The sequence below is a fragment of the Bradyrhizobium sp. F1.4.3 genome (genome assembly GCF_040548375.1).
Taxonomy (GTDB): Bacteria; Pseudomonadota; Alphaproteobacteria; order Rhizobiales; family Xanthobacteraceae; genus Bradyrhizobium.
This window is the reverse complement of sequence record NZ_JBEPRN010000015.1, coordinates 140,222-152,406: the sequence shown is the minus strand read 5'-3', so window position 1 is coordinate 152,406 and position 12,185 is coordinate 140,222. Positions and strand designations below refer to the sequence as shown.

Sequence of the window (12,185 nt, the reverse complement as noted above, 5' to 3'; positions counted from 1 at the left end):
TTCTTCCCTCTTGCTGCCACAGGTCATCCTCGGAAATGCCCTGTCACCGAGATTATCGTGTCTCACTTGAGGGGTGCAGTCCAGCACTGTCACCGTAATCCTGTCACCGTAATCTGAGATCGATGACGCGGATGGGGCGAGCGTGGTCTCAGACGCAGGACGGTCAAGACCCGGCAGGATGGCCGTGCCGATGCCCGGCAAAATCTCACCACATGGCCGCCACGCAAGCGACAACCCGCAATCGCGATTTCAGCGCAAACACGACGGAGGCTTGCGGTTTCAGCGATATTTTAGGAGCCATTTGCAATGTTGAGTGCAGTCGAAAATAAGCCAACGGGAAAATCCGGCCGGCGCGGCGGGAAGAAGAAGGGCGGGCAACGGACCGGGGCCGGCGAGCAACACGCAACTGCAGCCCATCGATTGCCGGATGCCTCGGCGGAGATCAGCCAAGAGAACAGGCAAGAGATAAGGCAGGAGACGAGCCGAGAGATCAGTGCGCAGGTACCCTCGGCTGCAGCCTTGCCGGGCGAGGCTTCCGGGATGGAGATCGCTGCAAGCGCGCCCGTCGCACCGGTGGACCCCTCCCAGGCCAGCACGCAGGCGATTGCCGATGCCTATAGCGACTACACGAGGACGTCGCTTGAGCACGCCTGGACCTTCCTGGGAAAGCTCGCGACGGCCCGCTCACCCGTCGAGGCCTTTGAGCTTCAGATGGAGTACGCGAAGCAGGTGTGCGAATCGTTGATCGCCGAATCCCAGAAGATCGCCGAGTTGCATGGACAATTGACCAGACAAAGGGTCATGCATTTTGAGGGGTTCGTGGCCAGGCTCACCCAGACGACGCTCGAAATCCGCGCGACACGTCACTAACGACAACTGCGTATTCCGACGCGGCGGGGCCGGAAAACATATGAGCCAGCGAGCGGTGCGGCGATCACCTCGTTGGGGCCTATATCTGGGTCAACGCGATGAAGCGGCAATTTCCGCGCTTTGCGGCGGATGACGGCAATTAGATCGTAGGATGGATGGCGCGACTGTCCGCCGTAGCTCGAAGAGCGAAGGCGGAAGCGATACCATTAATTGCCGGCCGCAAAGATGATGCGTTTCGCAAAGGCTCAACCCATCCTTGTCTGAGCGTGCTTTCCGCCGGGTGCTTACGCCCTACCTGATCTTCGCCAAGCACTCCTTCAGCCGCTCCAGCTCCGAACGAACCTGCGCCTCCATGGCGTCCTGCAAAGCGAGCGTGCCTCTGCTGGACAATTCGGCGGAGGCCTTTCGGTCCAGATTCTGCCTCCAATCCCGGATTGCTTGCTTCGTGGCCCTTTGGGCCTCCGATGTTGCCTTAACGTACTCCTTCATGCAGGCGTCGGCCATTGAGCATGTCTGGCAGTCCTCGGCTGCGGCCGGGCTTGAAAGAAGCAGGGCGAGTATCGCGGTAAGGACTCTCATGCCGATTCCTCCCCCCATAAACATAGCACATCTCAGGGATGCCTCGGGGAGCAGCGCGCGATAGGGCGGACTAGCCGGAGGCGCAATCCGCCATTCATTCTCCAGAGGATCGGAGGGTTACGCTATTGCTAACCTGTCCCGCACGCTCTTCTCTTGTCTTGCGCGGCGACGCAAGTGGTGGGTTATGCTTCGCTACGAGCTGCTGTGGCCAACCGGTATTACCGGCATCACCCACCCCCACGTCGCGTTGGCGGCAATGGGAATGTCGTCCGGTGATCGTTGCGCGTCGGACAGGCGGCCACCAGACCCGGCTCAACCGGTTACTCGGTGGCCGCTGCGCCAAGACCGGCTACAAGACCGGCTAGTAGCAAGGCGGGTAAGGTTCGTAGCCGCAGCGGCGATAGCCTCCGTAGGCTCCGTAAGCCCCGTAAGCAGCAGCACCAACCGCAGCAGCTCCGACGCCCACGGCAACTCCACGGCGCACGGCTGCACCACGATAGACGCCACCGCGATAGACACCGCCGTGATAAACACCAGCGCGACCAACCCCAACGCCTCTTCGATACGCGAAGGCGTCAGTCGAGACAGTCACGATGCAGGCGATGCCAATGATGACGGATGCGGTAAGTGAAACGATGGTTCGGCGCGACATGACCACTCTCCTTCCAGGACTGGAACGGTTCGTCAGCGTAGTTCGCCAATGAGCGGGTTTGTTGATTTAGAACAATGCGGGCCCTTGAGATCTGGTTGCCGAGTTCCTGACGGGACAGTGAAACTGTCACGCTTACCTGCATAGGCATCAGCGGGAACCACGGCGACGCACTCAACTCTAAGGGATTGGGAATATAAGTCGATGCCGAAAGAATTTGACGTAGTCACCTTGAAGCAAATGACGCCAGCGATTCCACTGCCGCCGGGTAGCCGAGGGACTATTCTGATCGTGCATTCGGCCGACCCGCCAGCATACGAGGTCGAGTTTGTAGATGACGCAGGAGCATCACTTGGAACATATACGGCTCAAGCTGCGGAGCTAAATATAGACCCGTAGGACCTCCTGTTCGCTCCCACAACACCCATGCCAAGAAAAAGCAAGCGCCTCCTCCCTCGCCTTCGCAGCGTCCGGCGGGGCGCTCGGTGGGTGCGAAAGACGTTCGCGCGCGCACCGCGGTTCGTTCGGATCGCGTGCAGCGTGGCAATCCTGCTTGCGGTCGCCGCACTCCTGAACATCGTCTATCAAACGATCCGCAAACCGACCGAGCTGTTCGTCTTCGTCGGCAACGCCCTCGACAAGGATCCATCAGAGAACTGGCGGCAATACGGGCCGCTGTTCCGCACCTACTCCACTGCTACGATCACGCCCGAATTGCTGGCCGCGCTGGCGCAGGTCGAGAGTTCGGGCAATCCGGTGGCGCGCACCTACTGGCGCTGGCGATGGAGTCTCAATCCCTTCGCGATCTACCGGCCCGCCTCCAGCGCCGTCGGCCTCTACCAGATGACCGATCCGGCCCTCAGCGAGGCCGCGCGGTTCTGTATCCGCGGCAACGCGGTCACGGAGACCGGTTGCGGGTCGACCTTCCTCTATAGCCGCGCGATCCCGAGCCACGCCATCGAGCTGGCGTCGGTGTATCTGGACCGCAATGTGGCCGACATTCTCGCCCGCGCGGGCGATGTGAAAGCAAGCGCGCAGCAGAAGCAGGATCTGGCCGCCTTCATCCATCTCTGCGGCGCCGGTCCCGCCACGGCCTACGCGCGCCGTCACTTTCAGATGATGCCCAGTGAGCGCTGCGGCGATCACCTCGTTGCAAGCTATATCTCCCGGGTCAATGCGATGAAGCGGCAGTTTCAGCACCTTGCGGCGGATGACGGCAATTAGCATTGCAGCCCCGCCGTGACGGGCAACTGCGATCCGGCCCTGTTCCTGAACAGGCTTGCGAGCGAGATGGGCCGGCTTGACTTACCGGGGCCCCGCTCCGGCCGACCAAGGTCGCCATAATTTCTCCCTCGCGCGCGCGTTGTCTTGGCGGGCGGCAGGAACTAACCTCACGATGATCTCGGACTGCCGCACTCATTCCGTTGACGCAAGGCTGTATGGAGAGCGCATCGGTGCCTCAGACGAACGACCCGAAGCCGGACGATCCGCAAGGCCCGCAGCGCGCCGATGGCGATCTGACGCGGGCGTATGAACAGATCAAGGGCGCCGAAGAAGACCTTGCGCGCCTGGACCGGCTGGTTTCGGGAATGGAACGCGGCAGCGATGGCCCGTCAACCTCGCAGGCCAGGGCCAGTGCGGCGCCAGGCGTCAATCCCTCGGAAACGACGTCATCGCCGCAAAGCAAGGTTCGCGACCAAAACCCGAAGGGGAATCGGCCCTGGCTGCGAGGTTTCGTTGGCCTGTTGCTGACGACAGGCATCCTTGGTGCCGCGTTCGCTTCGCAATATCGCGATGAGGCGAGAGCGATCATGGCGCGATGGGCGCCGCCGGTCTCGAACCCGCCGCCGGAAGCGTCAGAGGTTCGCGCTCCGGTGAATCCACCAACAGTCCTGCTGGCCGCCGCCGATGGATCGGTGTCCGTGCCGGCACCGGCGGCCCAGAAGGACGCGGAAACTAGTCCGTCGACCGCCGCCACGCCGCCCGATCAGAAATCCGCCGAGTTGGCGCAATCGCTCAAGACCATCACGGACCAACTTGCAAGCATCAGCGACAAGCTCGAGCAACTGAAGAGCCGCAATGAGCAGACGCTTCACGAGCAGGCCGACGCCATTCAACAACTCAAGACGGCGCGGGAGACGGACACGGCGGACAGTGCGCGCCTCGCGGCGCAGGTCCAGGCGCTCCAGACGCAACTCACTGCGCTATCCGCATCCGCGAAATCCGCGCCGCGCAGCGTCGTGAGGGAGAGCGATGCGGCTGCGCGCCAGCATATACAAGCAGCCGCACCTCGGCGGCCCACGCCGCCACGAAGACCCTGGATGCCCCCGCCCTATATGGTCGACCCTTACGGCGATCCGGATTGGTGAGCCTCATCGGCGCATGAGCCGAAGGCGCATTGAAGCACAGCGCGCGCTTGACCGCGGCGTCGACATCGTCAACGACGACGTCGAGCGGCGACGCCGTTGGCCAGGTGTCCGCGGGCGGATGTCTCCGCTTCGTGGTTCAGACCATAGCTTCCGGATCTGGTATTGAATGTTTTCCGCCGTCCGAATCTCGGGAGCCAGGATCTTGGGAGAGACGGGTCCGGCTTCCGGCCGCGAAAATGTCGTGCACCAGCCCGAGTTTCCCGAGCCCCAGAATGATCAGGCCATTGATGTCGATTTCGTACCAGGCGTGCGAAAGATAGGCGTCCCGCGGAAACCGATGATGGTTGTTGTGCAGCCCTTCACCGAAGGTGAGGATCGTGGTCACCAACTCGTTGGTCGTACCGTCATTGAGGTTGAAGCGACGGTAGCCGTAGCGACCATCGCTGTGGCAGACCGAGTTGACCAGCGAGGTGGCCATGGTCATGAGGTAGCTGCGGAACAGGCCGGAGAACAAGACGCAGCCGATCATCGCGTGCACGCCGCCAAACGCGTAGCCGAGGGCGCCCGGAATGATGATCGCCGACAGCGCGTACCAGTACCAGCGCGTCCTGGTGAAGAACATGGCGATCGGGTCGGCCAGAATATCCCTGGCGTAGTATTCGGCATCGGTGGTGGCGAGGTCCCACACCCAGCCGCCTTGGGCATGCGACATGCCCTTGGCGAAGCTGGCAATGCGGTTACCGAAGCCGTCATAGTAGGGGCTGTGGACGTCGCCGGGCTTGTCGGAGTGAAGATGGTGCCGCCGGTGGTTGCTCACCCACTTCAGGATCGAGCCCTGCACCGCCAGCGTGGCGATCGCGGCGAAGACCGTCCGCATCACCGGACCGCAGCGGAAGCTGCGGTGGACGAAGTAGCGATGCATGAACCCGATGCCGACCGTGGACATCACAAACATGCCGGCGAAGACCGAAATCTCCACCCTGCCGATGCCTTGCGTGAAGGCCCAGACCAGCGCCGCGATCGAGCCCAGGATCATGATGGCGAACGAGATGTAGGAATCGCGAAACTTGGCGTCGACCACCGGGCCATCGACAAGCACGCCCGGTGGCATTTTGAGGTCCGCACCTGCCTCCGACGCCACGCCCTCGATTACAGTCATTTCAGCCGATCCGTTGATGGAAAATCAACTCTTCTGCAACGCAGGGTACAGACGCCAGTTATTTTGAGCAAGCCGCGGCAAGCGCGGTGCGGCGATCACCTCGCCGCAAACTATCTCGGGGGTTAACGCGGTGAAGCGGCAATTTCAGTTGTAGGGTGGGCAAAGCGAAGCGTGCCCGCCATCTGAATGCTGTGCCAGGAATGGTGGGCACGGCGCTTTGCGCCTTTGCCCACCCTACGCACTATTCGCCTCCCTGTGCCTCGGTGGCCTTCACCACCAGTACGGCCACCGCCACCCCTCATAGCGGACGAACGACGGCACAAGCGGCGGGCCGTAGGGATCGACCCGGTCGTCTTCAGGGCGATAACGATATCGTGGAACAACATTATAATCCCACGGCGTTGGCCTGAGAACAGGCGCCGTGACGACAAGCCTCTGCTGTGGTTCACGAACGACCTGGCTCTTCCGCGGCCGGGCTTCAGCACCTGATATCCCGAGGCTACAGAGCACCAGGGCCGCTCCGAGCGCACACGCGACGGTCATGATCTTCATGCGTTGGTCTCCTTCCCGCAAGAGTGCTAAAGGAAGCCAAGCAACGCAAGCTTAATTCGTTCTCGATTTGCTTGAATGACCGCTGTTGGCTCTCACGGATTTCGGCGGCCGCCCGCACGGCTACGGGCACCATGCCATAATGCCCCTGTTTTGCCCGACGGGTCAAATCCTATTCGGTATCGCCGAAATCAAAAATCCTGAGCGATTTCTACTTTGCATGGGGTTGTTTTCGATATTTTTCATCGGACCAATGCCCCATACCCCTCGTGACTGAACGCCAACAAACAGAACCCATGCCCGAACGGATCGGCCAGCATCGCGATCCGTCCATACGGCGCATCGCGCGCGGGGGCTTCGAGCACGGCGCCGGCGCGCACCGCGCGCTCGACTGCAGCGTCGACATCGTCGACGACGACGTCGATATGCAGCGGCGTCCAGTGCCGCTCGTAGCGGCGGCGGTCACGGCCGGCGCCTAACGTGCCGGCCTGCTTGGTCAGGAGATAGACCGGCGCGGGCCAGCCCAGAAGCTCGACGAAGTCGGTGCCGAAGCGGCGGCCGACGGTCAGGCCGAACGCGGCGGTGTAGAAATTCGTGGCGGTTTCGACATCGGGGACGTCGATGTTGAGGAGGAAGGTCATGGGGCGGACCTCTTCAAGATTGAGCACGGTGGAGCGTCGGCGCGATCCAATCAAGCCGCGACGGTGGAGTGTCTCACGAGCGCTCTCCCCATACTCGGCTCGCCTGCCTCACGCCCCCGAGTTCCTGTTCCGGAACACACAATTCGTCATACACATGCAGCAAATCCGTGTAAGCTTTGGCCAGCCGGGGCAGACATTTGTAGCTCGTAGCGATTTCTTTAACCCGGGGCTGGTTTTTGTGGACACCTGTTCGATTGCGTCAGCGCTTTGAGACTCAAACGGTCGCCCATTTGGCGACCGTTTTGCTGGCAGCATCGCCGCCGTCGCGCGGGGCTCAACAGCGCCGGCGCAGCCGCGCACGAGATCCTTGGCGTCGGCGTTCTCGGGCACAGCCTTTGGTGCTATGCTTCAGGGCAATCCGGCCGGCAGGCCCGCGGCCAGGCTTGTGCGACATCGAGACGGGCATCGGTAAAGGAGCGAGCGTATGAGTAGGCACTTTCCACGCCTCTTGTCAGCCAGTGCAGCCCCTCTCGTGCTTCTGCTTGCGATCTGCACAGCCAACGCGGCAGACGGCTGCGGTCCTGGTTGCCACAACACCGCCGCGGGCGCGTGTGTGGTCGATGGCTGGGGCACGGGCGCGCGTGTCTGGAATGAATGTCCCGCCACTACACGTCCGCGGCCGCCCTGTGGCGGCTCCGATTACATTTGGAGCTCGCGCCAACGGGCGTGCGTCCCGAAGATAAAAGACTGGCTCTGAAGCGCCACGCTGCCCGCGACCTGCGTGCGTTCACGGAATCTCATACACCGACACCTTGTCCGCGATCCCGCTCAGCGCCACGCTGCGCCGGGTCGGGTTGAGGCCGCTGGCCTCGAGCAGCGTCCTTGTCTCGGCGTTGTCCACCACCGCTTCCGTCACCACGATCGCGCGCGAGGCGGCAAGGCCCTGGACGCGCGAGGCGATGTTCACCGTCTGGCCGAAATAGTCCTGCTGGCCGTTCAGCGTCACCGCGAGGCAGGAGCCTTCGTGGATGCCCATCTTCAGGAGCAGGCCCTGATGCTGGCGCTGGGCCCCTAGCTCGCTCATGGCCTCGCGCATGCGGATCGCGGCAGCGATGGCGCGATCCGGGGTCTCGAACGTCGCCATCACGGCGTCGCCGATGGTCTTGACCACGGCGCCCTGTTCGGCCGCGATGATCTCCTGCAACAGCCGGAAATGCTCGTTGACGAGATCGAAGGCGACGAGGTCGCCGACATGCTCATAGAGCCCGGTGGAGTCCTTCAGGTCCGAGAACAGGAAGGTCAGGCTCAGGATCTTCAGCCGCTGGCCGATCGCCAGCGTCTCGGTGCGATAGAGGTCGCGAAAGGTCTGGTTGGTGAGCAGGCGTTTTGCGGTGAGGCTCGGCTTGCGCCGGGTCAGGAGATCGTCGAGCCGCTGGCTCGCGACCCAGACCGCGGGCAGCACGCGGGCGTCGGTGCGGTTTTCGAGCGCGAGGCGCAGCGATCCCGGGCGCAAGGTCACGGCATCGGCGGGGACGTCGGCCTTGTTGAAGATCAAAGAGAGGTTCTGGCGCTCGCTCGTCTCCTCGCCCTTGACCTCGATGAACTGCGCCGTATGGGTCACCGGATCGAACACGATCAGCATGCCCGCCGGCACCTGGAGGGAGAGGATGGCGCGCTCCCCCGCCGGCAGGTCGACCGCTTCCAGCGTCAGCTCGCGTAATAGACCGTCGAGGTCGGGCGGAAGATCGATGGTCGAGCTCCAGAACACCTGGCGATAATATTCGGCGAGCGGCAATTCGTCGGCACTGTGGGCCGCGATCTTGCGCACGCGCGGGCTGACCATGAAGGTCACCTCGACCAGATTGTCGAGCGTGGTCTCATAGCCGGCGGCACAGAACGCGCAGTGATATTGCGGGCTGGTCACCGTCTTCAGGCTCTTGTTAGCAGAGAGCACGCCGGCGCAGCTCGGGCACATCACGCTCCAGGTCATCTCGAGAATGCCGAGCCCGACCGCATGCAGCAGCCCCGCGATCACCTGCTCCTCGCCGAAGCCGGAAGCCCCCGCGAGATCCAGCGCATTGATCTTGCTCAGGGCATGGTCCGGCGCCTCCCGCACCATGCGCTCGAGCATGTCGACGATGCCCTCGTCGGCCGACTGCCGCAGGACACCGAACAAGGTTTCGATTTCGCTCATGCGACGATGTTACCCGAAAGTTGTGTCAGCGAAAATCCGTTTTCCCGATCACGTCTGCGTAGCGGCCCGGCAGCTTTCCCTTGCATTCCTCTTCTCCGCCCCTACGGTGCGCCGCGCCAACGGAAGATCGAGACCAGCCATGAGCGATGCCATGAAATGCCCGACATGCAACTCGGAGCATGCCTACCAGGATCGCGATCTCTGGGTTTGCCCGGACTGCGGCCATGAATGGAGCCCTGCGGCTGACGCCGCCGCGCTGGCGCCGCAGGAGGCGGGCGTGCGCGATGCCCACGGCAATGTGCTGGCCGACGGCGACAGCGTCATCGTGATGAAGGACCTCAAGGTCAAGGGCTCGTCATCGGTCGTCAAGGGTGGCACCAAGGTTCGCAACATCCGGCTTCAGGATGCGGCCGATGGCCACAACATCGCCTGCAAGATCGACGGCATCGGCGCGATGAACCTGAAGTCGGAGTTCGTGAAGAAGGCCTGAACCCTCAAAGCATGGGCGGATGGACTTGTCCGCCATCCGCAAGGCGCCGGCCAGATCGTTTGCCTGTTCACGGGATGTCGGCCGGTTCGAAAGGGATGCGATCTCGAACATATCGGCATCTACAACGAGGAGGTCTGCAGTTAGCAAACAGCGGCCTATCGCTGCCGCTGCGCCAGATAAAACCCGCACAGCACCGTGACGAGCCCCGCCGCCTGCAACGCCGTCGGCGGCTCGCCGAGCAGGAACCAGCCGGTGAGCAGCGTCAGCGCCGGCACGCATGCAGGAAACACCGCAGCGCGGGCGACGCCCAGGCGCTGGACCGAGACGGCGAACAGATAAAGCGCGGCGGGGCCTGCGAGCACGCCCTGCGCCAGCGCCTGGATCGCATTCTCGCTCACGCCGATCGCCGCGATGCGGGCGAGCCCGCCGGTCAGGAAATACAGCGGCAGCAGCAGCAGCGACAGCACGTTGATGACGAGCGCGGCCGAAAATGCGGAGACACGCCAGTGGCGCAGCAGCGCGCCAAAGCCCGCGAACATGAATCCGGTAAGCACGAAAATCAGATCGCCCTGCACACCATCGGCCCCGATATGGCCGATCGATTCCGCGCCGATCACGCCGAGACCGCCGACGATGACGACGGCACCGGCCAGGCGCGAGGCGGATACGTGTTCTTTCAGGAACAATGCCGCGAGCAGCAGCCCGCCCAGCGTCGCGCAGGACGGCTGGATCACGCTGCCATGGCCGAGCGGCACGAACTGGAATCCGGTGTAGGAGATCAGCGACATCACCGGGCCGCCCAGCACCATCAGCGCGAGGCCCCTGCCCCAGCCGATGCCGCAGAGATCGCTGATGCCGGCGCGCAGCACCAGCGGCAGGAAGGCGATGCCCGACCAGACATAGCGATGCACCAGCAGATCGACCGGCGTGAAGCCGACCTTGAGGCCATGCCGCGTGCCGGCAAAGCCCAGCGCCCAGAACAGCGCAGCCGACAGGCCGCAGACGACGCCGAGAAGCGCCGGTGCCGCATCGTTCTTTTGAGTGAGAGCGTCAGCGCCGCTCGTTCGCTGATCCATGGGCAAGCCTTATGTCAGCGCGTGCACCGACTCAACCCACGCGGCTGCAGGGCTGGCACGCAGCGAAGAATGTGGGCCATCACGCTCCCGCGCCAAACACCATCCGCCATCCCTTGCGCGTATCCATGTATTCCCTGACCTCGCGGATGCGGTCGCCGGCCACCGTGAACACGAAGCAATAGTCGTTTTCGTAAGGCTTGCCGCCGGCAAGGGTGGCGCGCATCCGCTCCTCCACGATCACCACATCGCCGTCGGCATAGACGCCGCGAAAGGCGATATCGATCTCCGAAAACATCCGGTGCATCTCTTGGGCGATGAAGCGCGCGATCGCTTGCGCTCCGACCATGTGGTCGGTGTGATCGAGCGCGACCGCGGTGGCGTTGCCTTTCGGCGCGATCCATTCGGCATCCTCGGTGAACAGCGCCGCGATGCGCTCGGCGTCGCGCGATGAAAAGTTCTTCCAGGCGTTGAGTACGATATCCCTAGGGCTGGTCACGACAGGCTCCCCTGCTTGCGTTGGCGTGAGGATCGCCTTTCTAGGCCGGGATACGCATTGCGGCTCGCCACAATCGGACTCGGTCATCCCGCGGCACTTCCCCGCGCACATGCATGCGCTATCATGAGGCCATGCTGAGCTTCGAGATCTGCAACGCCGCGCGCCTGCGCCGCGACCCCCGCTATGACGGCCGCTTCTTCACGGCAGTGAAGACCACGGGCATCTATTGCCGCCCGGTCTGTCCGGCCAAGCACCCGCTGATGCGCAACGTCGCCTATTATCCGACGGCGGCCGCGGCCGAGGCCGCCGGGTTCCGGCCCTGCCTGCGCTGCCGTCCCGAGACCGCGCCGTTCTGCCCGGCCTGGAACGGCACGCGCGCGACGGTCGCACGCGCGGTGAAGCTCATCAATGAGGGCGCGCTCGACGACAACTCGGTGGTGACGCTTGCCGAGCGGCTCGGCATCTCCTCGCGCCATCTGGCGCGGTTGTTCGAGCGGCATGTCGGCGCCACGCCGCAGCAGCTCGCCAGGACGCTTCGCGTCCAGCGCGCCAAACGCCTGCTCGACAGCGGCGATCACACCATGACGGACATCGCATTCCAGGCCGGCTTCGGTAGCCTGCGCCGCTTCAATGCCGCATTCGCCGAACTCTACGGCCGTTCGCCATCGAGCCTGCGCGCGGTACGGAAGCGGAGAGCGTAGCGTTCGTTACGCCGCTCGCCTTTGCCTATTGAAGTGCGCATAGCCCGAATTGCGCTTCGCTCCATCCGGGCTAAAAGAAACTGCTCAGAAAAAACCCGGGCTGAGATCGAGCCCATAGGTCAGGCTCAGCACGAACACGAACAACGCGGCCGCGGCGAACAGCGCAGCATGCCTGAAAATGAATGCGCGCGGCGCGGCGGTCGCAATGACGGCTTTCTGGGCAACAGGCATGATGGCCTCCAATATATGAAATCAATTATTGGCCGCTCACGATGCGGCTGGCGCATCAAGCACCGCGATCTGCAAAACAACTATTAAGAAGATCACACTCGTTTTGAACGGCTGTACATGATCGGACGTTTGCAGCGATCTTTTCCGCCGCAAGCTTCTCAGTCAGCGCATCGAGCGAACG

General features: G+C 63.1%; 15 protein-coding genes. 7 read left to right on the top strand and 8 right to left on the bottom strand.

Annotated elements, in window-relative coordinates; all coding sequences use genetic code 11:
• The first annotated feature begins 306 nt into the window (after nt 1-306).
• Nucleotides 307-870 (top strand): phasin family protein, encoded by a 564-nt coding sequence (locus ABIB73_RS29745; protein ID WP_354229848.1) that lies wholly within the window; start codon nt 307-309, stop codon nt 868-870.
• A 291-nt stretch (nt 871-1,161) separates the two neighbouring features.
• Here ABIB73_RS29745 and ABIB73_RS29740 read toward each other — a convergent pair whose 3' ends face one another.
• Nucleotides 1,162-1,449, bottom strand: a complete 288-nt coding sequence (locus tag ABIB73_RS29740) for a hypothetical protein (RefSeq protein ID WP_354229847.1) — start codon at nt 1,447-1,449, stop codon at nt 1,162-1,164.
• 853 nt (nt 1,450-2,302) lie between these two features.
• Between ABIB73_RS29740 and ABIB73_RS29735 the strand changes: the two genes are divergently transcribed.
• The 3 genes from ABIB73_RS29735 to ABIB73_RS29725 all read left to right on the top strand — a co-directional run bounded on the left by ABIB73_RS29735 (nt 2,303) and on the right by ABIB73_RS29725 (nt 4,467).
• Nucleotides 2,303-2,497: a DUF4926 domain-containing protein gene (locus ABIB73_RS29735; RefSeq protein ID WP_354229846.1), complete on the top strand. Its 195-nt coding sequence runs from the start codon at nt 2,303-2,305 to the stop codon at nt 2,495-2,497.
• Between the two features lie 27 nt (nt 2,498-2,524).
• The gene (locus ABIB73_RS29730) at nt 2,525-3,322 is read left to right on the top strand and encodes a transglycosylase SLT domain-containing protein (protein ID WP_354229845.1); all 798 of its coding nucleotides are present in this window, start codon (nt 2,525-2,527) and stop codon (nt 3,320-3,322) included.
• A 215-nt stretch (nt 3,323-3,537) separates the two neighbouring features.
• A complete protein-coding gene (locus ABIB73_RS29725; protein WP_354229844.1) occupies nt 3,538-4,467 on the top strand; it encodes a hypothetical protein in 930 nt (309 codons plus the stop codon).
• A 136-nt stretch (nt 4,468-4,603) separates the two neighbouring features.
• On the opposite strand, the gene ABIB73_RS29720 is transcribed toward ABIB73_RS29725, so the two are convergent.
• The 3 genes from ABIB73_RS29720 to ABIB73_RS29710 form a co-directional block, all read right to left on the bottom strand.
• Entirely contained in the window at nt 4,604-5,626 is a 1,023-nt protein-coding gene (locus ABIB73_RS29720; protein ID WP_354229843.1) for an acyl-CoA desaturase, read from the bottom strand.
• Between the two features lie 270 nt (nt 5,627-5,896).
• Nucleotides 5,897-6,178, bottom strand: coding sequence for a hypothetical protein (locus tag ABIB73_RS29715; protein WP_354229842.1), 282 nt, complete (start codon nt 6,176-6,178; stop codon nt 5,897-5,899).
• Between the two features lie 239 nt (nt 6,179-6,417).
• The gene (locus ABIB73_RS29710; RefSeq protein ID WP_354229840.1) at nt 6,418-6,816 is read right to left on the bottom strand and encodes a VOC family protein; all 399 of its coding nucleotides are present in this window, start codon (nt 6,814-6,816) and stop codon (nt 6,418-6,420) included.
• A 484-nt stretch (nt 6,817-7,300) separates the two neighbouring features.
• On the opposite strand from ABIB73_RS29710, the gene ABIB73_RS37655 reads away from it, so the two are divergent.
• Nucleotides 7,301-7,573, top strand: coding sequence for a GCG_CRPN prefix-to-repeats domain-containing protein (locus ABIB73_RS37655; RefSeq protein ID WP_502918466.1), 273 nt, complete (start codon nt 7,301-7,303; stop codon nt 7,571-7,573).
• A 30-nt stretch (nt 7,574-7,603) separates the two neighbouring features.
• On the opposite strand, the gene ABIB73_RS29705 is transcribed toward ABIB73_RS37655, so the two are convergent.
• Nucleotides 7,604-9,010 (bottom strand): adenylate/guanylate cyclase domain-containing protein, encoded by a 1,407-nt coding sequence (locus tag ABIB73_RS29705; RefSeq protein WP_354229838.1) that lies wholly within the window; start codon nt 9,008-9,010, stop codon nt 7,604-7,606.
• Nucleotides 9,011-9,149: 139 nt separating this feature from the next.
• On the opposite strand from ABIB73_RS29705, the gene ABIB73_RS29700 reads away from it, so the two are divergent.
• Nucleotides 9,150-9,500, top strand: a complete 351-nt coding sequence (locus ABIB73_RS29700) for a zinc ribbon domain-containing protein YjdM (RefSeq protein WP_354229836.1) — start codon at nt 9,150-9,152, stop codon at nt 9,498-9,500.
• Nucleotides 9,501-9,655: 155 nt separating this feature from the next.
• On the opposite strand, the gene ABIB73_RS29695 is transcribed toward ABIB73_RS29700, so the two are convergent.
• The gene (locus tag ABIB73_RS29695; protein ID WP_354229834.1) at nt 9,656-10,576 is read right to left on the bottom strand and encodes a DMT family transporter; all 921 of its coding nucleotides are present in this window, start codon (nt 10,574-10,576) and stop codon (nt 9,656-9,658) included.
• Nucleotides 10,577-10,655: 79 nt separating this feature from the next.
• Nucleotides 10,656-11,072 carry a nuclear transport factor 2 family protein gene (locus tag ABIB73_RS29690; RefSeq protein ID WP_354229832.1) on the bottom strand — a complete coding sequence of 139 codons (417 nt, stop codon included), beginning with the start codon at nt 11,070-11,072 and terminating at the stop codon, nt 10,656-10,658.
• A gap of 113 nt (nt 11,073-11,185) precedes the next feature.
• Here ABIB73_RS29690 and ABIB73_RS29685 point away from each other — a divergent pair, with 113 nt between their 5' ends.
• Complete coding sequence (locus ABIB73_RS29685) at nt 11,186-11,773, top strand: bifunctional transcriptional activator/DNA repair enzyme AdaA (protein ID WP_354229830.1); 588 nt, start codon at nt 11,186-11,188, stop codon at nt 11,771-11,773.
• 84 nt (nt 11,774-11,857) lie between these two features.
• On the opposite strand, the gene ABIB73_RS29680 is transcribed toward ABIB73_RS29685, so the two are convergent.
• Nucleotides 11,858-12,004, bottom strand: a complete 147-nt coding sequence (locus ABIB73_RS29680) for a hypothetical protein (protein ID WP_354229828.1) — start codon at nt 12,002-12,004, stop codon at nt 11,858-11,860.
• Between the last annotated feature and the right edge of the window lie 181 nt (nt 12,005-12,185).